Annotated in this window: 21 protein-coding genes; 8 read left to right on the plus strand and 13 right to left on the minus strand. The window is 66.7% G+C overall.

The window, feature by feature from the left end; all coding sequences use genetic code 11:
- Positions 1-2 precede the first annotated feature (2 nt).
- The 6 genes from ACKTT0_RS01915 to ACKTT0_RS01940 all read right to left on the minus strand — a co-directional run bounded on the left by ACKTT0_RS01915 (position 3) and on the right by ACKTT0_RS01940 (position 6765).
- Entirely contained in the window at positions 3-878 is an 876-nt protein-coding gene (locus ACKTT0_RS01915) for an ABC transporter permease (protein ID WP_407847649.1), read from the minus strand.
- A complete protein-coding gene (locus tag ACKTT0_RS01920; RefSeq protein ID WP_407847651.1) occupies positions 871-1896 on the minus strand; it encodes an ABC transporter ATP-binding protein in 1026 nt (341 codons plus the stop codon). The genes ACKTT0_RS01915 and ACKTT0_RS01920 overlap by 8 nt, the downstream gene beginning before the upstream one ends.
- Entirely contained in the window at positions 1893-2972 is a 1080-nt protein-coding gene (locus tag ACKTT0_RS01925) for an extracellular solute-binding protein (RefSeq protein WP_407847652.1), read from the minus strand. Before ACKTT0_RS01925 ends, ACKTT0_RS01920 begins: the two co-directional genes overlap by 4 nt.
- Before the next feature lie 13 nt (positions 2973-2985).
- On the minus strand, positions 2986-4221 hold the full coding sequence (locus ACKTT0_RS01930; RefSeq protein ID WP_407847654.1) for an NAD(P)/FAD-dependent oxidoreductase: 1236 nt from the start codon (positions 4219-4221) through the stop codon (positions 2986-2988).
- 302 nt (positions 4222-4523) lie between these two features.
- Entirely contained in the window at positions 4524-5405 is an 882-nt protein-coding gene (locus tag ACKTT0_RS01935; RefSeq protein ID WP_407847656.1) for a MurR/RpiR family transcriptional regulator, read from the minus strand.
- Positions 5406-5433: 28 nt separating this feature from the next.
- Complete coding sequence (locus tag ACKTT0_RS01940) at positions 5434-6765, minus strand: aspartate aminotransferase family protein (protein WP_407847657.1); 1332 nt, start codon at positions 6763-6765, stop codon at positions 5434-5436.
- A gap of 150 nt (positions 6766-6915) precedes the next feature.
- On the opposite strand from ACKTT0_RS01940, the gene ACKTT0_RS01945 reads away from it, so the two are divergent.
- From ACKTT0_RS01945 to ACKTT0_RS01955, 3 genes are read left to right on the plus strand one after another with little or no spacing between them, the layout of a single operon-like run.
- Positions 6916-7734, plus strand: coding sequence for a carbon-nitrogen hydrolase family protein (locus ACKTT0_RS01945; RefSeq protein ID WP_407847658.1), 819 nt, complete (start codon positions 6916-6918; stop codon positions 7732-7734).
- A gap of 46 nt (positions 7735-7780) precedes the next feature.
- Complete coding sequence (locus tag ACKTT0_RS01950) at positions 7781-8785, plus strand: Bug family tripartite tricarboxylate transporter substrate binding protein (protein ID WP_407847660.1); 1005 nt, start codon at positions 7781-7783, stop codon at positions 8783-8785.
- Positions 8782-10281 (plus strand): M81 family metallopeptidase, encoded by a 1500-nt coding sequence (locus tag ACKTT0_RS01955; protein ID WP_407847662.1) that lies wholly within the window; start codon positions 8782-8784, stop codon positions 10279-10281. The genes ACKTT0_RS01950 and ACKTT0_RS01955 overlap by 4 nt, the downstream gene beginning before the upstream one ends.
- A 74-nt stretch (positions 10282-10355) precedes the next feature.
- Here ACKTT0_RS01955 and ACKTT0_RS01960 read toward each other — a convergent pair whose 3' ends face one another.
- Complete coding sequence (locus ACKTT0_RS01960) at positions 10356-11249, minus strand: LysR family transcriptional regulator (protein ID WP_407847663.1); 894 nt, start codon at positions 11247-11249, stop codon at positions 10356-10358.
- Positions 11250-11384: 135 nt separating this feature from the next.
- Between ACKTT0_RS01960 and ACKTT0_RS01965 the strand changes: the two genes are divergently transcribed.
- From ACKTT0_RS01965 to ACKTT0_RS01980, 4 genes are read left to right on the plus strand one after another with little or no spacing between them, the layout of a single operon-like run.
- Complete coding sequence (locus ACKTT0_RS01965) at positions 11385-12356, plus strand: Bug family tripartite tricarboxylate transporter substrate binding protein (protein WP_407847665.1); 972 nt, start codon at positions 11385-11387, stop codon at positions 12354-12356.
- A 1-nt stretch (position 12357) separates the two neighbouring features.
- Positions 12358-13530 carry a CaiB/BaiF CoA transferase family protein gene (locus ACKTT0_RS01970; protein ID WP_407847667.1) on the plus strand — a complete coding sequence of 391 codons (1173 nt, stop codon included), beginning with the start codon at positions 12358-12360 and terminating at the stop codon, positions 13528-13530.
- 11 nt (positions 13531-13541) lie between these two features.
- Entirely contained in the window at positions 13542-14417 is an 876-nt protein-coding gene (locus ACKTT0_RS01975; RefSeq protein WP_407847668.1) for an HpcH/HpaI aldolase/citrate lyase family protein, read from the plus strand.
- 47 nt (positions 14418-14464) lie between these two features.
- On the plus strand, positions 14465-15160 hold the full coding sequence (locus ACKTT0_RS01980) for a GntR family transcriptional regulator (RefSeq protein ID WP_407847669.1): 696 nt from the start codon (positions 14465-14467) through the stop codon (positions 15158-15160).
- 43 nt (positions 15161-15203) lie between these two features.
- Here the strand turns inward: ACKTT0_RS01980 and ACKTT0_RS01985 are convergent, their stop codons facing one another.
- From ACKTT0_RS01985 to acnA, 6 genes are all read right to left on the minus strand, one after another.
- Positions 15204-16589, minus strand: coding sequence for an FAD-dependent oxidoreductase (locus tag ACKTT0_RS01985; protein WP_407847671.1), 1386 nt, complete (start codon positions 16587-16589; stop codon positions 15204-15206).
- 15 nt (positions 16590-16604) lie between these two features.
- On the minus strand, positions 16605-17612 hold the full coding sequence (locus ACKTT0_RS01990) for a Bug family tripartite tricarboxylate transporter substrate binding protein (RefSeq protein WP_407847672.1): 1008 nt from the start codon (positions 17610-17612) through the stop codon (positions 16605-16607).
- A gap of 125 nt (positions 17613-17737) precedes the next feature.
- The gene (locus ACKTT0_RS01995) at positions 17738-18736 is read right to left on the minus strand and encodes a CobW family GTP-binding protein (RefSeq protein ID WP_407847673.1); all 999 of its coding nucleotides are present in this window, start codon (positions 18734-18736) and stop codon (positions 17738-17740) included.
- Between the two features lie 10 nt (positions 18737-18746).
- A complete protein-coding gene (locus tag ACKTT0_RS02000) occupies positions 18747-19466 on the minus strand; it encodes an isochorismatase family protein (protein WP_289785687.1) in 720 nt (239 codons plus the stop codon).
- Between the two features lie 25 nt (positions 19467-19491).
- On the minus strand, positions 19492-20865 hold the full coding sequence (locus ACKTT0_RS02005) for a dihydroorotase (RefSeq protein WP_407847675.1): 1374 nt from the start codon (positions 20863-20865) through the stop codon (positions 19492-19494).
- 27 nt (positions 20866-20892) lie between these two features.
- Complete coding sequence (acnA, locus tag ACKTT0_RS02010) at positions 20893-23559, minus strand: aconitate hydratase AcnA (protein WP_407847676.1); 2667 nt, start codon at positions 23557-23559, stop codon at positions 20893-20895.
- A gap of 227 nt (positions 23560-23786) precedes the next feature.
- Here acnA and ACKTT0_RS02015 point away from each other — a divergent pair, with 227 nt between their 5' ends.
- Complete coding sequence (locus ACKTT0_RS02015) at positions 23787-24683, plus strand: isocitrate lyase/PEP mutase family protein (protein WP_407847678.1); 897 nt, start codon at positions 23787-23789, stop codon at positions 24681-24683.
- Positions 24684-25207 lie beyond the last annotated feature (524 nt).

Here is a 25207-nt window from a genome sequence, read left to right on the forward strand (position 1 = left end):
CCTCAGTGCTTGCCCATCATGCGGTCGATCTGGGTGTAGCGGCAATAGATCACATACAACAGCATGGTGATCACCAGCAGCACCAGCGAAAGCACGGCCGCCAGGCCCCAGTTCAGGTTCGTCTCGATCTCGCGCTGGATCAGCATGGCGATCATCATGTCCTGCGCGCCGCCCATCAATGCCGGGGTGATGAAGAACCCGACGGCCAGGATGTAGACGATCAGGCAGCCCGAGATGACGCCCGGCATGCTCAGCGGCAGGAATACGCGCCAGAACGTGAACAGGCCGGACGCGCCCATGCCGCTGGCGGCGCGCAGCAGGTTGGCGTCGATGCTTTTCATGGCCGCGTACAGGGTCAGCACCAGGTAGGGAAGCAGGACGTAGACCATGCCGATCAGGACGCCGGTGCGGTTGTACATGAGGCCGACGGGCGCGTCCGCCAGGCCCGAGCTCATCAATAGCTGGTTGACGAGGCCGTTGCGCCCGAGGATGACCATCCAGGAATAGGTCCGCACCACCACCGAGGTGAAGTACGGCACGATCACGCAGATAAAGATGAGCGCCGCCGCGCCGCGCGAAACGTGGCACAGGCTGTAGGCAATGGGATAGGCGCACAGCAGCGCCAGCAGCGTGACCACCGCCGATATCCATACCGTGATCCAGATGACCTGCAGCATGACGGGAGACAGCACCAGGGCGCTCACCTGCTGGATAAAGCCCTGCTCGACATCCGCAAAGGTCTGGAAAAAGAACCAGAGCATGGGACCGATATGCACGAGCAGCAACATCAGCAGCAGCGGCATGAGCATGCCGCTGGTTCCATCCAGGCGCGGACGCGCCACGGGCCGGGGGCTGGCGAGCGAGAGAGCGTCAGCCATTTGCCAATATCCTCGTATCGGCGGGGCGCCATTGCGCCGCGACCTCCGCCCCCATGTCGAACGGCCGGGCATCGCCCGAGTTGGGCGCGTCCACGGTCAGGCGATGGCCGGACCGGGTCTCGACGCTGTAGCGCACGATATGCCCCAGGAACGAGGCGCGCGTCACCAGGCCCGGGACACTGATCATGCCAGCGCTGGCCGGGCCGCGGGCCGCTTGCAGGCGGACGCGCTCGGGCCGCACGAACACTGCGGTGTCGCGGTGATGCTCGTACCCTGGAACCGCCTGCGCCGGCAACAGGTTTGCCTCGCCCAGGAACTTGGCCACGAAGCAACTATTGGGGTCTTCATAGACCTGGCGCGCGCTGCCCATCTGGGCGATGCGACCCCGGTCCATGATCGCGATGCAGTCGGACATGTTCATCGCCTCCTCCTGGTCGTGCGTCACGTAGACAACGGTCATGCCCAGGCGCTGCTGGATTTCCTTGATCTCGACCTGCATGCGATAGCGCAGGTTCTTGTCGAGCGCGCCAAGCGGCTCGTCCATGAGCACTACGCCGGGTTCGAAGGCGATGGCCCGCGCCAGGGCCACCCGCTGCTGCTGGCCGCCCGACAATTGCCGGGGCCGGCGCGACGCCAGGGCCGACAGTTGCACCACGTCCAGAGCCCAACGGACTTTGTCGCGGATCTCGGCGGGCTTGCGCCGGCGCACCTGCAGCGGGAACGCCACGTTCTGTTCCACGCTGAGGTGCGGAAACAAGGCGTAGTTCTGGAACACCATGCCCAGGCCCCGTTGCTGCGGAGTCTGGCCGGTGATATCCCGCCCGTCCAGCAGCAGTCGCCCGTCGTCGGGCGCGGCGAAGCCCGCGATCATCATGAGCGTCGTGGTCTTGCCGGAGCCGCTCGGGCCCAGCAGCGAAAAGAAGCTGCCGGCCGGGATGACGGCCGATATCCGGTCGACCACGGCCTGCCCGGCGTATCTCTTGGTCAGCCCCTCGAGGACGATGCCAGCGCCCTTCATCGGCTCAGCACCCACTTGGACCAGGCCGCGCTGACCTTGCCGCGATTGTCTTCCCACCATTGGGCATCGAGGATGAAGCCGTTCCTGGCGGTGCGCTCGCCGCCCGGAATCTGGGCCCGGCGCTCGGCGCTGAGGTTCTTGTAGGCCGTCTTGGTAACCGGGCCGCCCTTGTAGCGCTCGAAATATCGTTGCTGCACATCCTTGCTGAGGCAATAGTCCACCAGCTTCTTGGCGCCCTCCACGTTCGGGCCATCCTTGAGAATCGAGTAGGCCTGCACGTGCACGCAATGCTGGTTCCAGCTGGCCGCCACCGGCGCGCCGGCCTCGGCCGCGGCTATCAGGCGCGGACTCCAGATCGACCCCAGCACCGCCTGCTTGCTGCTCAGCATCTGGGCCGATAGCGAGCCGGTATCCCAGAACTTCGGAATCGCGGGCCGCACGCGCGACAGCGACTCAAAGGCGCGCTCGATATCGAGCGGATAGAGCTTGTCCAGCGCCACGCCGTCGGCCAGCAACGCAAACTCGAGGTCGGGGGTCCCCACGCTCATGTCGGCCAGCATGCGGGGACCGGGGAAAGCCCGGGCATCCCAGAACTCGGCCCAGCTCTGCGGCTCCTTGCCGGCGTCGTAGGCCTCGGTGTTGTAGCCCATGACCACGCCATAAATGAAGTTCCCGACGATGTACTCGTACTTATAGTCTTCGTCGATGTCATCGGGGTCGGTGTACTTGAATTCGCGGTATGGCATGGGCAGCAGCGCGCCGGCGCGCTGGAAAGCCATGAGCTGCGGCACGGTGATGTCCACGATGTCGAGCTCCATGTTGCCGGACTTCAGCATGGTCATCAGTTTGGCGCCGGTGGTGGCCACGGGCACCACTTCGATGCCGGTCTCCTTGCGGAACGGCTCATATATGGTTTCGCGGCGGATGTCGTCGTAGACGCCGCCGGGCGAGCGGATGATCACGCGCCCGGCCGCGTCGGCGCGGGGAATCCAGATATGCGGCATGACCAATGACGCGCCAGCCAGTTGCAACACGCGGCGACGGGAGACGACCTGCTTGTCGGGAATAGATGTCATGGCGGACCTCGGTTCAGGAGAAGCGTTCCAGGCGATAGGGTGCTGGGTCGATGAACGGCTGGACGCCGGCGACCAATTCGGCGACCAGGCGGCCGCTAACGGCGCCCGCGGTGACGCCGGTATGGCCGTGGCCGCAAGCGATGTACACCCCCGGATGGCGGGCGGAGGCGCCCAGCACCGGCAAGGTGTCGGGCGTGGAAGGGCGGTATCCCATCCACATCTTGTACTCGCCGACCTCCAGGCGCGGCAGCAGCCGCCTGGCATTCTTGATCAGCGCTTCGGCGCGGCGCGGCTCGGGCGGATTGTGCAGGCCGGCGATTTCGACCGTGCCGGCAATGCGCAGGCCTGTTTCCATGGCGCAGGCGCCAAAGCCGCGCCCCTTGTGCAGCACGGGATACGGCACCTGGATATTGGCTGACGCAATCTGTACGTGATAGCCGCGCTCGGTTTCCAGCGGAAAGCCCAGGCCCAGGGGCCCCAGCAATTCCAGCGACCAGGCCCCCGCGGCCACCACGAGTTTGTCGAAGCAATGGTCGCCGCGGTTGGTCAGCAGGCGGTAGCGGCTGCCCTCGGGCACGATGCGCGCCGCCTTCTCGTGCACGATCCTCCCGCCCGCTTCGGCAAATATGCCGGCGACGGTCTCCGCCAGGCGCAGCGGGTTGATGGTATTGCCGTTCTGCGGAAGGTACAGGGCGCGGCTGATGTCGGGCGTCAATTCAGGCACCATCTCGCGCAGCCGCGCCTGCGACAGGGTTTCGGCGGGAATGCCCAGCTCTTCGCGTATGGCCGCGCCGATCCGCTCGGACGCGGATGGCGTGGGACTGTCCCACACATGGATCTGCCCGATTGTCTGAATGAGGCTGCTGAAGTGGGCCGCCCCAAGCAACCGGCGGTACTCGTCCAGCGCATGGCGGTGCAATTGCCACAGTCCCTGGGACGAACGTTTCACCTGCCCGGCGGCGCCCGCGCGCACCCAGCGCAGCAGCCAGGGCAGCGCCGCGGGCAGGTAGCGGGGATTTATGAACAACGGTCCCTCCGGGTCGCGCAGCCACCGCGGCACATTGCGCAGCATGCCAGGCATGGCCATCGGCATGGCCGCCGCGACGCTGACCATGCCGGCATTGCCGTAGCTGGTGCAGTTGCCCGGTGGAAGCGCGTCGAAGACGGTCGTTGCCAGCCCCATGCGCTGCAAATTGGCCGCCGTGCTCAAGCCAATAATGCCCGCCCCCACTACTGCGACAGACGTCATCTTTCTTTCCCCTTGTCCACGCCGGGCGCCTGCACGCGCCCCGCGGAGATGTCCATCAATTGTCGGAATGAGATGTTCGCGGACGATGGTACCGGCGCGGCGCGCGGGTGCCTAATCAGTTTTTCTGATGCGCGATAGCGAGAGGTAATAGGCGCTTGCGCGCGGCACGGCGAAGGTCCGCGCGCACGGCACGCGCATGCGCCACTGCACATAGCTGCCCGTGGCGCTACGGTCCATGGGCCCATCCGAGACCCACCGCCAGTCAATCGTTCTCGCGCAAATCCGGCGCCGCGCCGGTCGCGTTATGACCTGGGGCGATCCTTCAGGTACACCGCGAACTCGCGCAACTGCCCTTCGCTTTTCTCGATTTCTTCCAGGCTGGCATTGCCGCCGCTGGCCACCAGCAAAGCCACCAGGGTCTGGGCAATCGACAAGGCCGGCACCACGGACGGAAACAGCGAAGGCGTGGCGTTGCCGGCCACGATCAGCGCGGCGGCCTGCGCGGCGATGGGCGACACGGCGCTGTCGGTAACGCTGACGATGCGCAGGCCGCGCGCACGGGCAAAGCTCACCGCCGACACCGCATCGCGCGCATAGGGTTCATAGCTGAACACCAGCAAGGCGTCGTCCGGCCCGGCGCGGCGCAGGTCGTCGGCGAAGGTGCCGGCAATGCCCGACAACAGCGTGGTGTTGTGCCGGAACATGCCGCAGGCGTAATGGAAATAGAAGGCCGCGGGGAACAGGCTGCGCAGGCCCGCCACGTAGATGTGGCGCGCGGCGGCCAAGACATCGGTGGCGGCGCGGACGGCATCGAGCGTGGCGGGCTGCAGCATGGACATCAGGTTGCCGCTGTCGGCCTGCACCAGTTCGCGCACCAGGCTTTCGGTCTTGTCGCGCGCGCCGCGCCGCTGCAACGCGGTGGCGCGCTGCGCGAACGACCCGGCGTCTTGCGCCAGCCAATCGCGGTAGACGGCGCGCATGGCCTCGTAGCCGTCGAACCCCAGCTGGCGCGCCAGGCGGTGCATGGCGCTGGACTGCAGCCCCGCCTCGGCGGCGACGGCGCGCATGGAATGCAGCGCGATGGCCTTGGGATTGTCGATGGCGTAGCGCGCGGCGCGCTGCAAAGTGGGAGGCAGGCTCGGGTACTGCTCCTCGATGAGTTTGTCGACCGCGCGCTTGTCCATCGGGGTTCCTGTGTTGCCGGTGAGACAGCTATTTTACGGTGGCGATCGCGGCGTCCACGGCCTCGCCCAGCGTCTCGACCGCCGCATCCAGTTCGGCGCGCGTCGTCAGGTACGGCGGCGCCAGCAGCACGTGGTCGCCGCGCTCGCCATCGATCGTGCCGCCGCCGGGGTAGCACAGCAGGCCGCGCACCAGGGCCTGCTGCTTGATGCGCGCATGCAACTGCAAGGCCGGGTCGAAGGCGGTATCGGCATCGCGCCGCGCCACCAGCTCGATCGCCTGGAACAGGCCGCGCCCCCGGATATCGCCGACATGCGGATGCTCGGCGAAGCGCGCGCGCAACTGCGCCTGCAGATACTCGCCCAATTGCGCCGACTGCCGGACCAGCCCATCGCGCGCCACGATCTGCTGCACCGCCAGCGCCCCCGCGCAGGCCACGGGGTGTCCCACATAGGTATGGCCGTGCTGGAAGGTTCCCGAACCGCCGACGATGGCCTCAACCACCTTGTCATGCGCCATCACCGCGGCAATCGGCTGATAGCCGCCGCCCAGGCCCTTGGCCAGGCACAACAGGTCGGGCACCACCGCTTCGCGCTCGAACGCATGGTACGAACCGGTGCGCCCCAGGCCCGACATGACTTCGTCCAGGATCAGCAGCACGCCATGGCGATCGCACACGGCGCGGATCTTGCGGAAGTAGCCCGGCACGGCGCAGACCGCGCCTGCCGTCGCGCCCACCACCGTTTCGGCGATAAAGGCGCTGACCGTGTCAGGCCCGAGCGCGAGGATCGTCTGCTCCAGCTCGTCGGCCAGACGGGTGCCATAGGCATCGTCCGATTCGCCCGGCAAGCGGTAATGGCGGGCGAAGCACGGCGATACATGGTGGCTGTCCGGCAGCAGCGGCTGGTACAGGGCCTTGCGGCCGCGATGCCCGCCAATGGCCAGCGCGCCCAGCGTATTGCCGTGGTAGCTCTGCAGGCGCGCAATATTGTGGCGGCGCTCCGGCTGGCCGCGCTCCACATGGTATTGGCGCGCCATCTTCAAGGCGGTCTCCACCGCCTCCGAACCGCTGGACAGGAAATACACATGGGCCAGCCCGGCCGGCGAACGCTGCACCAGCGCGTCAGCCAGGCGTTCGGCCGGCTCGGACGTGAAGAAACTGGTATGCGCGTATTCCAGCTGGCGGATCTGCGCGATGACGGCTTCCACGACCTCGGGATGAGCATGCCCCAGGCACGACACCGCCGCGCCGCCGGAACCGTCGTAGTAGCGCTGCCCGGCGTCGTCGAACAGGAAACTGCCCTCGCCGCGCACGGCCAGCGCCGGCGGTTTACGAGGGGTGCGATGAAAAATGTGGGTCATGGAAATGAAGCGGGGAACGGTTGACTCAGGCGATCGAAAAGTGGATCATATGATTCATACTATCAGAAAATAGATCATATGTTCACCCTGTCGTCCCCCGGCCACCGACGGGGCCAAGGCAGCCAACCGATCCCGCACAGGAGCATGGCCATGAGAATCGCGTGCGTGCAGATGCGCAGCACTGAAGACCTGCAAGGCAATCTGGCCCAGGCCACGGCCTATATCGAGCAAGCCGCCGGCCAAGGCGCCGAACTGGTGGTGCTGCCCGAGTTCTTCAACACCATCTTCTTCGCTCAGTACCAGGACAGCAAATACCATGCGCTGGCCGAAACCGACGCGGGCCCCAGCATCAGCGCCATGCGCGAGGCGGCGCAACGCCACCGCACCGCGGTGGTCGCCACCATTTACGAAAAAGTAGCGGCCGGCCTGTACTTCGATACGGCCATGCAGATCGACCCGGCGGGCGAGATCGTCTTCAAGTACCGCAAGGTGCACCCGGCGGCGGTGCACAGCCTGGAGAAGATCTATTTCCGTTACGGCACGCGCTTCGATACCTATCAGCTGGCCGACTGGCGCGTCGGCATCGGCATCTGCTATGACATGGGGTTCCCGGAAACCGCGCGCTGCCTGGCGGTCAATGGCGCCGAGCTGCTGCTCGCGCCCTATGCCACCTCGCGCGTGAATATGTTCCAGGAGGTGCTGCGCACACGCGCCTTCGAGAACGGCTGCTTCCTGGCGGCGGCCAATAAAGTGGGCCGCGAAGGCGATTGGCACATGGGCGGCGGCAGCCTCATCGTGGCCCCGGACGGCACAGTGCTGCAAAGCGCCGACACCGCCAGCGACGCCGTGCTGGTGGCCGACATCGACCCGGCGCAAGTCGAACAGGCGCGCATTGCCTATCCGTCGCGACGCGACCGGCGTCCGGACCTGTACAGCAGCCTGGCGCGCGAAGTCGACGCCACGCTATAGCCATCTTTTCCATTACGCAAGACACCGACACAAGGGGCAGTCCATCATGCGCAAGCACACACCGCCGGCGGCCCGCCGGTTTTCCAAGCACGTCGTCCTGCCGCTGCTGGCGGGCACGCTGGCGCTGTCCGCGTTGCCAGCCGCCGCGGCCGGCGACTGGCCGGCCAAGCCCATCCAGCTGATCGTGCCGTTCGCCGCGGGCGGCACCACCGACCTGCTGGCCCGCCTGGTGGCCGACGGCCTGTCCAAGGGCCTGCAGCAGAATGTCATTGTCGAAAACAAGCCGGGCGCCGGCGCCAATATCGGCGCCGCCGAAGTGGCGCGCGCCGCACCGGACGGCTATACGCTGCTGATGGGCACGCCCGGCCCGCTGGCCATCAACCCGTACGTGTATCCCAAGATGCCGTTCGACCCGGCCAAGGACTTCGCCGCCGTGTCCTACGTGGCCGACGTGCCCAACGTCATCCTGGCCAATCCGGCCACCGGCCTGAAAAACATTCCCGACCTGCTGGCGCGGGCCAAGGCCAAGCCCGGCCAGCTCAATTGGGGTTCGCCGGGCGTGGGCAGCACTGGCCACATCCAGCTGGAACTGCTGAAGCAATTGTCGGGCGTGGACATCGCGCACGTGCCCTACAAGGGCGCGTCGCAGGCCTCGGCCGACCTGATTGCCGGCCATATCCAGCTGGCGGGCGACAACGTACCCACCGCCCTGGAGAACATCCGGGCCGGCAAGCTGGTGGCGCTGGGCGTGGCCAGCAACGAGCCGCTGGAAGTCCTGCCCGGCGTGCGTCCGGTGCGCGAAGCCGTGCCCGGCTACCTGCTGCCGTCCTGGTTCGTGATCGTGGCGCCGGCCGGCACGCCGCAGCCCATCGTCGATAAAATCGCCGCGGTGATCGACGCTTACAAGCAAGAGCCCGCCACCATCGAGAAATTCCGCGCCCTGGGCGCGGTCCCGGTAGGCGGACCTGCCGCACGCCTGGCCGAGCATTTGAAAGCCGAGCAGGCGCGCTACGGCGAAGTCTTGAAGAACATGCCGGGGAATGCCCAATGAAGCGCAAACGCCTGGCGGTGGCGCGGCTCTGGTTCGAAGGCAATGCCTTCGGCCCGGTGCCGGCGGGCATGACCCAGTTCGAGCAATATGAATGGCAATCCGGGCCCGCCGTGCTGGAGGCCATGCGCGGCACCGCCACCGAGCTGGGCGCGGTGGCGCGCTTTGCCGACACTCACCCGGATTGGGAGGTGACGGTGCTGCGCTGCGCCGCGGCCCTGCCGGCCGGCCCCATCGACGACGCCGTCATGCAGCGCTATATGCGCGACGTGCAGGAAGGCCTGCAGGCCGGCATGGCGCAAGGCGGCTGGGACGCCATCTACCTTTCGCTGCATGGCGCGGCCATCACCCCCACCTGCGAAACTCCGGAGCTGGAAGTGGCCCGCATGGTGCGCCAGACATGCCCCGGAGCGCCGCTGGGCGCCAGCTTCGACCTGCATGGCAATATGCCCCCGGCCTGGGCCGAAGTCCTGGATATCGCCTCGGTGTACCGCACCCATCCCCACGTGGATATGGACGAGACCGCCGACCGCGTGCTGCAGGGCCTGCTGCGCATGGCCAATGACGGGCTGCGTACGCGGCGGGTGCTGCTCAACGAAGGCATTGTCCTGCCCAGCATCAACATGCGCACCGCGCCCGGGGGCCCGATGCACGCGCTGGAACAGGCCGCCCGCGACGCCACGACGGGGCCGGTGCGGGATGTGTCCGTGTTCGGCGGCTTTCCCTATGCGGATACCGCCGCGACCGGTGCGGCGGTATTCGTGGTCAGCGATGCCGCCGGCGACCCCGACGGCCAGGCGGCGCGCGCCGCGGCCGAGCAAGTCATGGCCGCGATCCGGCAGCGGGCCGGCGACTTCCGCATGCGCCTGCCGTCGCCCGCCGCGGCGCTGGCCAGCGCCCTGGCCAGCGCCAAGCCGGGCCTGATCGCCGTCACCGACTCGGGCGACAATCCGCTGTCGGGCGGCGGCGGCGACACGCCCGGCCTGTTTCGCGCCATCATGGACGCGCGGCCGCAAGTGGCCACGCTGTTCGCCAGCTTCGCCGACCCGGCTACCGTGCAGGCCGCGCGGCAGGCCGGCTTGGGCCAGCAGATCGAAGCGACACTGGGCGGCCGCAACGGTCCGCATTTCGGCCCTGGCGTGCCGGTGCGCGCCACGGTGGAACGCCTCACCGACGGCGTGTTCCTGAATAGCGGTCCGATGCAGACCGGCGTGGAGCGACGCTGCGGGCCCAGCGCGGTGCTGCGCATCCACGGCCTGCCAGCGCTGCGCGTCATCGTCACCGAACGCGTGGTGGCCGCAGACGACCCGGCTTTCTATGCCCTGCATGGTATCGACCCGGCAACGCTGCGGCTGCTGTGCGTAAAAGCCAAGAACCACTTCCGCGCCGCGTTCGCGCAGCGCTGTGCCGAGATCATCGATTGCGATGCCCCCGGCCCCGCCTGCCTGGACTTGTCGCAATTGCCATTCAAGAACGGCCACATCCAAGCCGGATATTGACGCGGTGAACGGACCCGGCCGGATTACTGATGCGCGATAGAGATTAGGTAATGGGCACATGCCGGCGGCCTCGCTCAGCCGGCCGCCAGCACCGCGTCCACCACCCGGTGCACGGCGCGCACGGCCGCGTCGGCGGCGCGGTTGGGGTGCGTCACCAGGTTGATGGTGCGTGTGATGGGCGGATCGGCGATCGGGGTGAGCGCCAGCTCGCCGCGCCGGATCTCGTCGCCGACCGAATGCACGGACAGGATGCTCTGGCCCTTGCCGGCCGACACCAGCTTCTTGATCGCATAGGTGGAGTCCACGTCGAGCAGGACTTTCGGCGCCCTGCCCAGGTGGTCGGCGAAGGTCTTTTCTATCATCAACCGCAGCGTCTGCGGGAACGCGGGCAGGATCAGCTCCAGGTCGATGATGTCCGCCAGCGAGACGGTCGGGGCCAGGCGCCGCCTGAACGCCGGATCGGAGACCAGGTAGAGGTCCTCGCGGCCCAGGCTGTGCACGGCCAGCGGCGTGCCGGTAGGCACGTCGTAGACCACCGCCAGGTCGATGCGGCCGGCCTGGGTCCATTCGAGCAGGGTGCCGCTCATGTGTTCGGTCAGGGCCAGCCGGATGTTCGGGTAGGCCTGGGTGACTTGCTCCAGCACCGATACGCAGAACTTGGTGTTGACCGCGGTGGACATGCCCAGCGTGACATTGCCGAAGGGATTGGTGTCCGACGACTTGAGATCATCGTGGACCGAATCCACCCGCCGCAGGATTTCCAGCGCGTGTTCCTTGAGGTAATGCCCGGCGGGCGTGAGCTCGATGCCGCGCGGCAGCCGCTTGAACAGCACCTGGCCCAGCTCTTCCTCGAGCTGCCGCAGGCGCTGCGAGATGGCCGGCTGCGCCACGTGGATCTGCGCGGCCGCGCCGGAAATGCTGCCGCAGCGGATGATGGCCAGGAAATACCGTAGTTGGGTAAGCGTCATGACATTGCATGGCTGCCCGGCGTGGCGCCGCGCACAAACATACATGAATATGTATGTAGACTATATTTTTATACTATTTTACCTATGTCTTCTTTGAGTGAAGAATAAGCCCAAACCATTCCAAGGAGACACCCCATGTCATTCAAGAAACTGGCGGCCGGCCTGGCCGCCGCCGCGAGCTTCGGCCTGGCACCTGCGGGCGCGCACGCCGCCTATCCCGACAAACCCGTCACCGTGGTGGTGCCGCAAGCCCCAGGCGGCACCAACGACATCGTCGCGCGCATCGTTGCCGAGAAGCTGGCGCAGCAGCTCGGCCAGCCTTTCGTGGTGCAGAACAAGCCGGGCGCCGGCGGCAATATCGGCACCGCCCAGGTGGCGCGCGAGGCGGCCGACGGCTATACGGTGCTGTTCACCATCAGCAGCGCCCAGGCGATCAACCCGGCCATCTACAGGGACCCCGGCTTCGATCCGGTGCAGGACTTCGCGCCGGTGGCGGCGGTCGGCTCGGTGCCCAACGTGCTGTGCGTGCATCCGTCGTTTCCGGCCGGCACGCTCAAGGAGTTCATCGAGCTGGTCAGGGCCAACCCCGGCAAGTACCAATATGCCTCGGCCGGCAACGGCACGCTGAACCACCTGCTGGGCGCCATGCTCGACGAGAAAGGCGGCCTGAAGCTGCAGCACATTCCCTACCGCGGCGTGGCCCCGGGCATGACCGACGTGCTGGGCGGCCAGGTGCCGATCATCTTCGCCAGCCTGCCTTCGGCCATGGCCAACATCCAGTCCGGCAAGCTGCGCGCGCTGGGCGTGAGCACGCGGGAACGCAACCCCGCCCTGCCCGACGTGCCGGCCATCGGCGAGCAGATTTCCGGCTACGGCGGCGAGCTGTGGATCGCCATGTATGTGCCCAAGGACACGCCCAAGGCCACCATCGACGCGCTCTACCAGGCCACCCGCAAGGCCCTGGCCAGCGACGACCTCAAGCAGAAATTCGCCGAGCTGGGCGTGCAGGCCCTCAACGACGATCCGGAGCAGCTCGCGCGCCGCCTGGAAGAAGACCTCGCCCTGTGGGCGAAGATCGTCAAGACCTCCGGCGCGCAGATCAACTGATATGAAAGCATTCGATCCCGGGCTGCAGGGCCCGCTCAAAGATGTACGAGTGGTGGACCTGTCGCGCCTGGTCGCCGGCAACATGCTGTCGCTGTACCTGGCCGATTTCGGCGCCGACGTCATCAAGGTGGAACGGCCTGGCAAAGGCGACGACCTGCGCCACTGGCGCGAGGGCGGCCAGCCCGTCTACTGGAAGGTCTATGGCCGCAACAAGCGCTCGCTGGAACTGGACATCAAGTCCGAGCAAGGCCTGGTCCAGCTCAAGAAGCTGATCAGGACCTCGCAGGTGCTGATCGAGAATTTCGTGCCCGGCGGACTGGAGAAGATGGGCCTGGCGCCAGAGGTGCTGCACGCCCTCAACCCCGCGCTGGTGATCGCGCGCGTGTCGGGCTGGGGCCAGACCGGCCCCTACAGCGGCAAGCCGGGCTTCGGCACGCTGGTCGAGGCCATGTCCGGCTACGCCTATTTGAACGGCTTTCCCGACAAGCCGCCGGCCCTGCCGCCGCTGGCGATGGCCGACATGATCGCCGGCATCTACGGCGCGGCCGGCGTGCTGACGGCGCTGCGCTCGGCCGAGCGGACCGGCGCGGGCCAGGTGGTGGACCTGTCGCTGTTCGAGCCGATCTTCTCGCTGATCTCGTCCGAGGCCGCCAAGTTCCAGGCCACCGGCACGCCCACCCTGCGCTCGGGCAACCAGTCGGCCCACACCGCGCCGCGCAATGTGTACGTGTGCCGGGACGGCAAGCACATCGCCATGTCGGGCTCCATGCAGTCGATGGCCATGCGCATCTTCGACACCATCGGCCGGCCCGAGCTGAAGACCGATCCGCGCTTCGAGAACAACGACGCGCGCGTGCAGAACAAGGACCTGCTGGACGGCATCATCCAGGACTTCGTCGCGCAGCGCAGCCAGGAAGAGAACCTGGCGCTGTTCGAGCGGGCCGGCGTTACCGCCGGGCCGGTATATTCGGTGGCCGACCTCATCGGCCACCCCTACGTGGCCGGCCGCGAGGCCATCGTCGAGCTGGCCGACGCCGACATGGGCAGCGTGCCCATGCACAACATCATTCCGCGCCTGTCGTCCAGCCCGGGCGGCTTCCGCCGCCCGGCTCCCGCGCTGGGGGAACATACCGCCGACATCCTGGCCGAACTCGAGCGCGTCTCGCTGAACTGAAGGACTTTCCCATGAGCCAAGTCTTCGCGTGGCGATCGATGCTGTTCGTGCCGATCGTCAATGACCGCTTCATCCAGAGCGCGTTGAAGCAGCCCGCCGACGCCATCCAGCTGGACCTGGAAGACAGCGTGGCGCTGGACCAGAAAGCCCTGGCGCGCGAGCGCGTGGCGGAGGTCGCCGGCCTGTGCGCCGGGCACGGCAAGGACGTGATCGTGCGCGTCAACCGTCCCTGGCGGCACCTGCTGCGCGATATCGAGGCCAGCGTCGGCCCGCACGTCCAGGCGCTGACCCTGCCCAAAGTGCCAAATGCCGCCTTCGTGCAATCGGTGGCCGAGATCGTCGACGAGCTGGAGCGCGAGCGCGGCATGGCGCCGGGCGCCACACGCCTGATCGTCATGGTCGAGGACGCGGAAGGCCTGCATCACATGCATGACATCGCGGCCGCGCATGCGCGCGTCTGCGGCATGATCGTCGGCGCCGAGGACCTGGCGGTGTCCATGCAGATGGCGGTCACCGCCGATACGCTGTATGTGCCCAACGTCATGGCGGTGGCCGCATGCCGGCGCGCCGGCATCGCGCCCATCGGCTTCGTGGGCTCGGTGGCCGATTTCGCCGACCGCGAGGCGTTCCGGCGGACGGTCGAGCGCGGCGCGGCGCTGGGATTCGAAGGGGCATTCTGCATCCACCCGGCCCAGGTGCCCATCGCCAACGCCGCCTTCGCGCCCAGCGCGGCCGCCGTCGCGCGGGCGCGCGCGCTGATCGCCGCTTTCAAGGAAGAAGAAGCCAGGGGCCGCTCGGCCTGCACATTCGAAGGCCGGATGGTGGACGCTCCGGTAGTCAAGCAGGCGCAGCGGGTAGTGGCGAAGGGCGAGGCGTTCGGGATTTGAGCAGGGAAAGAGTTGACACTTTCAACCGCTACTTCTACCTTTACAGGATGAAGGAAACGCCCATCACCGCTATCGACAAGAAGGACATCGACGCGCCGCTCACCGACGTCGTGTATCAGCGCATGCTCGACGGCATCTACGCCGGGCGGCTGGCGCCCGGCAGCGTCATCAATGAAGTCGAGCTGGCTCGCGAATTCGGCGTGAGCCGCGGACCTGTCCGCGAGGCGGTCAGGCGCCTGCAGGGCATCCAGATCGTCACGCGCGAGCCCTATATCAAAGCGCGCGTCGTCACGCTGTCGGCAGAGTCGGCACTGGAGCTGTTCCAGATGCGCATGGGCCTGGAAGGCGTGGCCTGCCTCCTGGCCACGCAGCGCATGAGCGACGCCGAGATCGAACAGTTGCTGCGCGACATGGATGCCCACCACGAAAGCTGGACCCGGCGCGGCTCGGCGCCGGACGGCAGCGAGCGCCATTTCGACCTGCACGAGCGCATCGTCAGGGCCAGTGGCAACCGGCGCATCATCGCCGCGCTATGCGAAGATCTCTATCACTTGCTGCGCATTTACCGTCGCCACTCTGGCTCGGTGCTCGAACGCAAGGACGATGCCTACGACGAACACTGGCAGATCGTACGCGCGATCCGCAGCCGCGATGCCCGGCTCGCCGAATCACTGATGCGATCGCACATCGAGCGCGCGGCCAACCACGTGGCCAGCCAGCTCGGCACGCCGGCGCAGCACTGACCCCGGCGCCATGGGCCCGCGCGCAGCGCTCTTCGGCGCAGGCTCAGCCTCCGGCGCCGTCGAGCTCTGCCGCGATCGCCCGGCCGATGCGCATTCCCAGTCCCAGGGCGGACAACAGGCCGTTACCCGACATATAGCCAAGGCTGCCGCGATTACCGCTGATGCCGCAGGCCGCGCCGCCGCCGGCCCAGAGGCCCGCGATGGCGACGCCACTCGCGGCCTGCACGCGGCCATCGGAGTCGACCCGCAAACCACCCTGCGTGTGAAAAATGGCGGGCCCAATGCGCGTGGCCGTCAGGCGCTCGCCCAACGCGCCCAGCCCCCACTGGGCGCGGCCGAAGCTGTCGCGCGCAGCGCCGGCCGCGCATAAGCGCGCCGCGTCCAGCGTCGCCGCCAGGCCGCCCGCGTCGATCCCGGTGCGCGCGCAGATTTGCGGCAGCTCGCCTTCGAGCACCCCGCCATGTGCGGCCAGCTCGGCATATTCTTCCTGGCCGGCAGCGGTCAGATCGCGTACCCGGGTATCGGCAATCAGCCAGAATGGCCCCTCGCGCTCCAGTTCCAGCGCGGCGAAGGCAGAATAGCCGATGCTCTCGTCGCCGAACCGCCGGCCGGCGCGGTCGACGATGATGCCGCCCTTCTCCACCACGGTCCACGTCACCAGGGACCCATGCGGGTCGGCCAGGCTGGCGTGGCCCTGATATGCCCGCATATTGGCCAGCGCGGCGCCGAGCGGCTCGCCCCACAGAATGGCCTCGCCCGCGCTGCCGGTGCCGCCGCCATAAGGAGCGTCGGCGACCTCCGGGACGAAGCGCCGCAACAGTTCCTTGTTGGCGGCATAGCCATTGCTGGCCAGCACCACGTGACGCGCGCCGATCCGCGTGGCCGCGCCATCCGGCGTGACGCAGGCGACGCCGCACAGCCGGCCTTCATCGACGGCCAGGCCGGTCACCGCATTCGACCACGCCACCGGAATATCGCGCCGTTCGCATTCGCGCAGCAAATCGTCGACCAGGTCGGCGCCGCGGCGCGATGGCGGGGCGTGGAGCCGGTGCACGCGATGGCCGATATGCTTGTAGGACTCCACCAGCGTCAGCCGCACATGGGCCCGGTCCACCAGCCATTCGACCAGTTCGGCCGAGGTTGCGGTGAGCGCCCGCGTCAGGTGCATGGCCTCGTGCTCGCCCGCCACCGAAAGCAGATCTTCCTCGAACAACGCCGGCGTGTCGTGGATGCCGGCAGCTTGTTGAAAACGCGTGCCCGCAGCCGGGATCGAGCCGCTGGACAATACCGTATTGCCGCAAGCTCGGTCGGCCTTGTCCAGGACCGCGATGCCGGCGCGGGGGCATTGGTCATGGATGGCGATGGCGGCCGCCAGGCCGCACCCGCCGGCTCCCACGATGAGAACATCGAACTCGGTATCGAATGACATGGCGATCCGCGGGCGCTACTGCACTTTCGCGCCGGAAATCTCCACGGCCTGCGCCCACGAGGCGCGCTCGCGTTCGAGTTCCGCGTCGAAATCGGCCAGCGTCACAGGCATCGGCGTCAGCCCGAGCGTCTGGAGTTTCTCAACGACATCGGGCGATGCCATGGCGGTCTTGATGTCCGCCGCGATCTTCTGCACGACCGGCGCAGGCGTGCCCTTGGGCGCGAAGATGCCCGACCAGGGCGCGGCCGCGAATCCCGGGAAACCCTGCTCGGCAATGGTGGCGTAACCACTGCCGCTGTAGTCCTTGTCGGTCGTGATGGCGATCAGCTTGAGCTTGCCCGCCTTGATCTGCGCCTCGGCCGACGGCAGCCCCGTGATGCCCACGGGCACGAAGCCGGCGACGATGTCGTTGATCAGCGGGCTGGCCCCTTTGTACTGGACCGCCTCCATCGGGAACTGGCCGCGCTCGCGCAGCAACTCCATGGTCAGGTGCGAGGCAGTGCCATTGCCGTCCGTGCCGTATACCTGGAACTTCGGGTCCTTCTTGGCCAGCGCGATCAGTTCCTGGAGATTATTGGCGGGGATGCCTGGATTGGCGAGTATCGCATTCGGATAGATCACGACTTTCGCCACCGCCTCGAAGTCCTTCTCCGGATCGTAGGGCAGCTTGGGATACAGCGAGCCGGCAATGCCGTGCGAGCCCGTGACGCCGAGGACCAGGGTATAGCCGTCGGGCGCCGCCTTGGCGGTATAGCCGGCGCCGATCGTCCCACCCGCGCCGGCGCGGTTCTCGATCACCACGGTCTGCTTCCACTGTTTGCTCAGCGCCTCGCCAAGCACGCGCGCCGTGACATCGGTGGGGCCGCCAGGCGCGAAAGGCACGACCAGGGTCACCGGGCGCTCAGGCCACTGCGCCGCGACCGCCTGCGACGCCGGCCAGGCCGCCAGCGCCGTCAAGGCCAGCGCAGCCAGCGCGACGCGCCGGCGCTGCGGCGAACGGGGGCCGAATGCGGGTTGATTCATTGTTGATCCTTTAGTGTTGACAGATTTTGCATTTATCAGCATGCAAAGCGAGAAAATCGCCATTCAAGCGCGCTATATGTGGAAATCTACACAAAGTGTTAACAGATTAGGATCGGTGTTAACACCTAGCCGATTTCATCGGCGGGCGTTGCCAGCAATCGGACCATCTGCTCGACCTCGGCACGATCCAGGTCGCGGACGATGAACACCAGCTTGCCGATGAGGCGTGAAGGGGTGCCCGCGGCCGCTGCCGGCGTCGAGAACACGTGGTGTACGGCATGCACGGCCATCGGCCCCGCTTCGGCGAACGGCAACACGCCTTTCAGCCGCAGCAGCCGGTCGGCGTAGCCGTGCTGCACGCCGCGCACGAATGCCGCCCAAGCCGGCCAGCCAACCGGACCCGGCACATCTACCGTGACGCTATGAATGCCGTAGGCCAGCAGGTGGCGCAACGCGGTTGGCGGACTGTCAGCGGCGGACGGGCCGGCCGGGCGGACGGGCGCGGCGGTGGGATCCAGCAGGTCGCGGGCCAGTGCGTCATCGGCCATGCGGTTGTCCAGGATGCGCGCGGCCGGATGCAAGACGGCGAGCCACGCCGCCAGCCGGCCGGTGTCGGGGTACATATCGCCCTTGGTCAGCACGATGGTGTCCGACATCAGCAATTGGGTCTTGGCTTCGTGGTACGTGTCCACGTCGGCCTGCCCGAACCCCGCATCGAAGGTGCTGATGACGCCATCGAACCGGAACTGGCGGCAAAGCGAACCGTCGCCGTAGACCGCATTGATGATCGGCCCGGGCTCGGCCAGGCCCGAGGTTTCGATCAATACACGGTCGAACCAGGGAATGTCGCCGCGCAGCCGCCGGTAGTAGAGCGAGGCCAGCGTGTCCTGGATAGCGCTGCTGGCCAGGCAACACAGGCAGCCTGAATCCAGCAGTTGAATATCCCGGTCGTCGGATTGGTCGGTCACCAGCGCCTGGTCCAGCCCTACTTCCCCGAATTCGTTGACGATCACCGCGCAACGCGCGAACCCGGGCTGGTGGATCAGCCGCCGCAACAGGCTGGTCTTGCCGCTGCCCAGGAACCCGGTCAACAGGGTAAGAGGGATGGGAGTGGTGGCGCTCATGCCTGCGGGCTCATTCCACGGCGCGAACCGGCAGCGCCCTCAGATAATCGGCCACTTCGGCCGTGGGGATGACATCGGCATACTTGCAGTTCAGGTCGAACAGGCTCATCGCGTGGCTGGACTGGAAACGGTCGAACGAAGCTTCTTCGGGGATGATCACCTTGAAGTTGTACGAATAGGCGTCGACAGTTGTGGCGCGCAGGCAGCCGGAGGTGGTGCAGCCGACCAGGATGAGCGTGTCCACGTCGAAAAAGTTGAGGTGGCTCATGAAGATCGTCCCGAAAAAGCACGATGGCTTCTGCTTGACGATGCGGATGTCCTGCGGGCGCGGCGCCAGCTCCTCCACCGTCCGGGTCGCGTGGGTATTGGCGAGCACGGTTTTCTCGGTGCCGCGGTGGTTCTTGCCCACCTGCACTCCGCTGTCGAGCAAGTCGTTGCGACGGCCGCTTTCTGTGTAGAAAACGGGCAGGTTCTTCTCGCGCGCCAGCTCCAGCAACGGCACGATGTGCTTGACCGCTTCCCAGGCTTCGGCCCCGCAATGAGTGCGGTACTGCTTGAGACCTTCCAGGATGTCTTGCGGCGTGTCGCCGCAGAAGTTGTACTGCACATCGATGATGAACAAGGCCGGACGCTTGCCAAAGCCGCCGCGCTTGCCGTAGCCCGCCGCCTTGAATACCGCCTTGTCCCGGTCGGTCAGGAAATCGTCCCAGATGCGTTTGGGTTCGGACATTGGTTTTGCTCCTGTTGATTGATGTTCAAAGTCGGCTCAGATAGCGGCCGCCGGGAGTGTGCCGCGCGGCATCGGCGATCTTGCCGTCGCGCGCCACGGTGCGGCCGCGCACCAGGGTGCGCACCGGCCATCCCTTGAAGGTCATGCCCTCATATGGCGAGTAATCGGCATGCGATTCCGAGGCAGCGGGGTCGACGGCGCGCTCGAGGTCGGGATCGACGATCACCAGGTCCGCATCGTTGCCTACCGCGATGCGCCCCTTGCCGGACATGCCATAGATGCGCGCCGATGCGCTGCTGGCCACCTTCATGAGCGTCTCCAGCGGCACCTGACGACGGTGATAGCCCTCGTGCAGCAAGATCGGGAGGATCATGCCCGTGCCAGGAAAGCCATTGCTGGCCGCCCAGATGTCCTTGTCCTTGGTGGCGCGCTTGCGCGGCACGTGATCGGATCCGATGGTGGTCACCGCCCCGTCGCATACTCCTTCCCACATGGCGTCGATGTCGGCGGCCGAGCGCACTGGCGGGTTCACCTTGGCATAAGCGCCCGCCGGGCTGCGGTCGTCCAGGAACAGATAGTGCGGGCAGGTCTCGACATGAATGGGCGCCGTGCGGCCGTCGCCGCGATGGCGACGCACCTCTTGCAGGGCCTCGCGGCTGCTCAGGTGCACGATGTTCACCGCGGTGCCCGTCTTGCCGGCGAAGTAGCACACGCGGTGCACGTTCTCGGCTTCCAGGAAGTCGGGGCTTTGCTCGTTCCAGGCCGCCAGGTCGTCGCGGCCGGCGGCGCGCAACGGGTCGCGCAGCCAGGGGATGACCTCGACGTTTTCGCAGTGCACGCCCAGGACCGCGCCGGGAATTTCCCGGGTGGCCATCAATGCGCCCCACAGCAGGCCGTCGTCGATGTCGGTAAAGCCTTTCGACAAGCCGGCCGCCCCCTTGTACATCATGTACAGCTTGTATGAGTTGACCCCGAAGCGGCGCGAAATCTCGTCCAGCGTGTCGACGTGCAAGCGGCTCGTGATGCCGAAGTGAAAGCCGAAATCGATGCAGCTCTGGCTCTCCGCGCGCGCTTTCACGGCATCGAAGCTGTCCCGGATGTCAGCCGAGCGATGAAAGGAGATGACACTGGTGGTCCCGCCCAGCGCGGCGGAGCGCGATTCGGTCTCGAAATCCGTCTCCGGCGAGCCGAAGCCGAAATGCACATGCGGATCGATGACGCCGGGCAGCGTCCATAGCCCCTGGCAATCGATGACCTCGCGCGCGGGGGGCAGCGCTTGCCCGTGGGCCACGATCATGGCGATCCGGCCGTCGGCGATGCCGATCTGCCCGGGCACCAGCCCCTGGCCCTCCAGAAAGACGAGCGTATTGACCAGAGCGGTATCGAGAGGCCTTGTCATGTTGATTTATTTCCTTGGAAGCACGTTTCAATTGCGCAGATAGTCCGCCAGTACGCTGGCCGGGATACCGCCCTGAAGCAGCAGCTCACGCTCGGACCGGGTCAATACTTGCGGTTGCACGACAAATTCGATGCGGGCGTCCGCCCGGGTGGCGGTGACCCGCAAGGCACGCCCTTGCTGCACGGCGTCGACCACGTCATGAAAGTCGAATTCCTCGCTGCCGTTCAGGCCGAGCTCCTGCCACCCCTGGCCGGCCTCGAACTGGAGGGGAAGCACCCCCATGCCGACCAGATTGGCACGATGGATCCGCTCGAAGGACTTGGCCAGCACGGCACGCACGCCCAGCAGCGCGGTTCCCTTGGCGGCCCAGTCGCGACTGCTGCCGGTGCCGTACTCTTTGCCGGCGAGGACGACAGTGGCCGTGCCCTGCGCGATGTAGCGCCGGCTGGCGTCGTAGATGCTCATGACCTCGCCGCTGGGGAAATGGCGCGTGTAGCCGCCCTCGGTATCCGGCGCCAGCAGGTTCCGGATACGAATGTTGCCGAACGTCGCCCGCGTCATGACTTCGAAATTGCAGCGGCGAGCCACGTACGTGTTGAAGTCCGGCTGGGCGACGCCGCGGCTCAGAAGATACTGGCCGGCCGGCGCCTCGACGGGAATTTCGCCGCTGGGCGAGATATGGTCGGTGGTCAGCGAATCACCATAGAGCCCCAGCACTCGGGCGGCCCGCAGCCGTTGCCCCGACTGCTGCGCCGAGGGCGCGGGAGGCTGGAAGAACGGCGGTTCGACCAGGTAGGTGGAATCCGGGTCCCATTGCCAATGCCGCCCCGTCCCGGCCACCAGTTGGCTCCACTGCGGCGCGCCTTCCGGCTCCAAGTCCCAGACCCTGCGAAACCCGTCGGCCGACAGCGCCGTCCGCATCAATGCGCCCAGCTCCGCCTCGTCCGGCCACAGCTCGTGCAGCCACACCGGCTGTCCCTGGGAGTCGTGCCCGATGGGATCCCTGGCGAAATCGATGTCGATGCGTCCAGCCAGCGCATACGCCACCACCAGCGGCGGCGAGCCGATGTAGTTGGCGCGCACCAGCTTGTGGATGCGCCCCTCGAAATTGCGGTTGCCGGAAAGCACCGCGCACGCCACCCATTCATGCTCGACGAGATCGCGGACCACATCCGGAGACAATGGGCCGGATTTCCCGCCACAGGTGGTGCAACCATAGCCGACTACGGCAAAGCCGATGGCGGCCAGATCGTCCAGCAAGCCGGTATTGCGCAGGTAGTCGGTAACGGTGCGCGAGCCCGGCGCCAATGACCGCTTCACCCATTGCGGGGGAACGAGGCCCCGCTGCCGGGCGCGGCGGGCCAGCAGGCCGGCGGCCAGCATTACCGAGGGGTTGGAAGTATTGGTGCAGGAAGTGATGGCGGCCAGCACGATGCTGCCATGGCGCAGCCCGGCGCCGCCCGCCGGCCGGGCCAATGCGCCCGGAGCGACGCCGAAGCCGCCGTCGGCCGGCGGCCGCGACAGCCGCTGCACGAAATCGCCGCCCAGCTCACTGATGGGCAGGCGGTCTTGCGGACGGCGCGGGCCGCTCATGCAGGGTTCGGCCCGGTCCAGGTCGATGGTCACGGTCCGTGCGTACCGTATGGAGGATGAGAGCGGATCCGCCCGCCACAGGCGGTTCGCCTTGCAATATGCCGCGACCGACTCGATATGGGCGTCGTCGCGGCCCGTCATGCGTAGATAGCGCAGCGTCTGCTCGTCGACGGGGAAAAAACCGCAAGTAGCGCCGTACTCCGGTGCCATGTTGGCGAGGGTTGCGCGGTCGGCCACCGACAGCCGCGGCACGGCCTCGCCGAAGAATTCGACCATGCAGCCGGTAACGCCTTCGCGGCGCAGGCACTGGGTGACCAGCAGCGCGGCGTCCGTGGTGGTCGCCGGGCCGCGGAACGCCCCCTTGAGCTCGACGCCGACCACTTCGGGGATGGGGAATGTGTATGCGCGGCCCAGCAAGGCGGATTCCGCATCGATACCGCCGACGCCCCACCCCAGCACGCCCAGGCCATTGATCATGGGGGTATGCGAATCGCCCCCGATGACGAAATCAGGATAGGCCCACTGCCGGCCGGCATGCTCGCGCAGGGTGACGACCGTGGCCAGCTTCTCGAGGTTCACCTGATGGATGATCCCGGTTCCGGGCGGAAAGACGCGCAACCCACCGAAAGCCTGCTGGGCCCACTTGAGGAAGCGATAGCGCTCGGCGTTGCGGCCGAACTCGGCATCGAGGTTGCGCCGTAGCGCGCCGTCTTCGCCCCAGGCGTCGACCTGCAGAGAATGGTCGACGATCAGGTCGACGGGCACCCGTGCGTCCACGGCGGCCGGATCGCCGCCGGCCGCGGCGACGGCATCGCGCAATGCGGCAAGGTCCTGCAGCACGGGCAGGCCGCTTGAATCGGGCAGGATCACCCGTTCGACGTGCAGGGAAATCTGGGCGGAGATATTGCTCTGCCACTGGGCAACCGCCCCGATTTCGGCATCCTGCACCGGCCGCCCGAAATGCCGATGCCGCTCCAGGTTCTCGAGCAGGATGCGGATGACATAGGGAAGCGTGTCGATGTCGACCCCATACCGGCCGGCGACATGCGCCACGTCGATATAAGCGGCCGGCACCCCGTTCAATACCAACGACGCCGTCATGTAGAAGCCCTTCTTTGTACCCTAGGGAGCATAGAGCTATCCCAGCTTAACTGTCAACACTATGTCCGAATGGCCACGGGAATTTGCGGCTATAGCGCAAGCCTCAAAGGAGGCGACGCCTTGTTACCCCAAAAAGAGTTGACACTTTTGGCAGTGGAAATTGATAATTCGCCCACGCCGGCGCTGCTGCGCCATGACCACGAGCCGTACAGAGGAAATCCACGCCCATGACATCCGCCGCCCAGAAATTCCGGGATCTGCTCAACACCGCTGAATTCATTGTCTCGCCAGGCGTCTATGACGGCTACAGCTTGCGGCTGGTGCAGGCCGCGGGGTTCAAGACGGCGTGCACTAGCGGGGCCGCCCTGTCCAACGCCCTGCTCGGCATTGCCGACATCGGCGTAATGGGCCTGACCGAAAACGTCAATCATTGCCGCATGCTGGCGCGTTCGGTAGATATCCCGCTGACCGCCGACGCCGATACGGGCTACGGCAATCCGGTGAATGTGTTCCATACCGTACGCATGTTCGAGGAAGCCGGCGTCGCCGGCGTCAACATCGAGGACCAGGTCAGCCCCAAGCGCTGCGGCCACATGCCAGGCAAGGATGTGATCCCGCTGGAAGAAATGGTGAAGAAGATCGAGGCGGCCTGCCTGGCGCGGCGCGACGACAGCTTCGTCATCATCGCGCGCACGGATGCGTTGGCCGTTGAAGGCATCGAAGGCGCCGCGCGCCGCGCCCAGGCCTACGCCGCAGCGGGCGCCGACGTGATCTTTCCCGACGCGGTCAAGACGCCGGAAGACATCGGCCGCATCGTAGAGGCGGCAGGCATCCCGGTCAGCATCAACATGGGCTTCGGTATCCGCCAACGCCCGACCACACCTCTCATCCCGATCCCGGAGCTCAAGAGACTCGGCGTCAAGCGCATCAGCCTGCCGCGCATGCTGCCCGCGGCCGCCATCCACGGCATGCGCAGCGCGCTGGAAGAAATGAAGACCGTCGTCGCCACCGGCGTGCCGGCCCACCGCCCCGACCTGCTGGTGGGAATCGAGGACATCATGGAGCTGATGGGCTACGAAGAAATGCGGGCCCTGGAAAAGCGGCTCACGACGCTCGCCCCTTGACCGGCGCGAGGCCGGGCCCGTAAGCGAGGCGCCTGCAGGCCTCGCGATACTGGCCAACGGAACGCCATCTTGCCCCGGGGCCATGTGCCGCTCCATAGCAGCGTGGCCTGGCCACAAGAGCCGCGGCACTGCCCATTACGACAACTTGCGCCGGCACGGGTCGGGTATGCGGCGGCGCGTGGGGACGCCGGCATTACACCGTCGCCGCAATCAAACGAGGTTCGGCAATGATGCCGGCATGCCCCCCGTCCAGGCGCCGCGGCTTGCAGGCCACCCATATTAATTATAATTAATTGTTATTCTCATAACTAATCACCATGCTCTAATCACCGCCGGGGAGCTTGGCCCGGCCTTGTTTCACAAAAAGATACAAAAAATCGCCGCTTTCCGCTCGGCGAAGATGGCATCGCGTTACCGACAGACACATGACAATACGCGGCCATTTCCGCCTAAACCGTCTCAACACACAGTCATTCAGCCAGCTTCCCGCGCCGTTGCATCGGTGCGGCCGGCGTTCTTACGAT

This window comes from Bordetella saccharivorans (assembly GCF_045862855.1).
In the GTDB taxonomy this organism is placed as follows: domain Bacteria; phylum Pseudomonadota; class Gammaproteobacteria; order Burkholderiales; family Burkholderiaceae_B; genus Bordetella_A; species Bordetella_A petrii_F.

Bases quoted from the DNA above. Each gene is read 5' to 3' on its own strand.
- ACKTT0_RS01935 (WP_407847656.1), bottom strand. From the start codon at position 5,405: ATGGACAAGCGCGCGGTCGACAAACTCATCGAGGAGCAGTACCCGAGC.
- ACKTT0_RS01985 (WP_407847671.1), bottom strand. From the start codon at position 16,589: ATGTCATTCGATACCGAGTTCGATGTTCTCATCGTGGGAGCCGGCGGG.
- ACKTT0_RS01995 (WP_407847673.1), bottom strand. From the start codon at position 18,736: ATGAGCGCCACCACTCCCATCCCTCTTACCCTGTTGACCGGGTTCCTG.
- ACKTT0_RS01915 (WP_407847649.1), bottom strand. From the start codon at position 878: ATGGCTGACGCTCTCTCGCTCGCCAGCCCCCGGCCCGTGGCGCGTCCG.
- ACKTT0_RS01960 (WP_407847663.1), bottom strand. From the start codon at position 11,249: ATGACGCTTACCCAACTACGGTATTTCCTGGCCATCATCCGCTGCGGC.
- ACKTT0_RS01950 (WP_407847660.1), top strand. From the start codon at position 7,781: ATGCGCAAGCACACACCGCCGGCGGCCCGCCGGTTTTCCAAGCACGTC.
- ACKTT0_RS01990 (WP_407847672.1), bottom strand. From the start codon at position 17,612: ATGAATCAACCCGCATTCGGCCCCCGTTCGCCGCAGCGCCGGCGCGTC.
- ACKTT0_RS01975 (WP_407847668.1), top strand. From the start codon at position 13,542: ATGAGCCAAGTCTTCGCGTGGCGATCGATGCTGTTCGTGCCGATCGTC.
- ACKTT0_RS02000 (WP_289785687.1), bottom strand. From the start codon at position 19,466: ATGTCCGAACCCAAACGCATCTGGGACGATTTCCTGACCGACCGGGAC.
- ACKTT0_RS01940 (WP_407847657.1), bottom strand. From the start codon at position 6,765: ATGACCCACATTTTTCATCGCACCCCTCGTAAACCGCCGGCGCTGGCC.
- ACKTT0_RS01925 (WP_407847652.1), bottom strand. From the start codon at position 2,972: ATGACATCTATTCCCGACAAGCAGGTCGTCTCCCGTCGCCGCGTGTTG.
- ACKTT0_RS02015 (WP_407847678.1), top strand. From the start codon at position 23,787: ATGACATCCGCCGCCCAGAAATTCCGGGATCTGCTCAACACCGCTGAA.
- ACKTT0_RS01930 (WP_407847654.1), bottom strand. From the start codon at position 4,221: ATGACGTCTGTCGCAGTAGTGGGGGCGGGCATTATTGGCTTGAGCACG.
- ACKTT0_RS01955 (WP_407847662.1), top strand. From the start codon at position 8,782: ATGAAGCGCAAACGCCTGGCGGTGGCGCGGCTCTGGTTCGAAGGCAAT.
- ACKTT0_RS01965 (WP_407847665.1), top strand. From the start codon at position 11,385: ATGTCATTCAAGAAACTGGCGGCCGGCCTGGCCGCCGCCGCGAGCTTC.
- ACKTT0_RS01945 (WP_407847658.1), top strand. From the start codon at position 6,916: ATGAGAATCGCGTGCGTGCAGATGCGCAGCACTGAAGACCTGCAAGGC.
- ACKTT0_RS02005 (WP_407847675.1), bottom strand. From the start codon at position 20,865: ATGACAAGGCCTCTCGATACCGCTCTGGTCAATACGCTCGTCTTTCTG.
- acnA (WP_407847676.1), bottom strand. From the start codon at position 23,559: ATGACGGCGTCGTTGGTATTGAACGGGGTGCCGGCCGCTTATATCGAC.
- ACKTT0_RS01970 (WP_407847667.1), top strand. From the start codon at position 12,358: ATGAAAGCATTCGATCCCGGGCTGCAGGGCCCGCTCAAAGATGTACGA.
- ACKTT0_RS01920 (WP_407847651.1), bottom strand. From the start codon at position 1,896: ATGAAGGGCGCTGGCATCGTCCTCGAGGGGCTGACCAAGAGATACGCC.
- ACKTT0_RS01980 (WP_407847669.1), top strand. From the start codon at position 14,465: ATGAAGGAAACGCCCATCACCGCTATCGACAAGAAGGACATCGACGCG.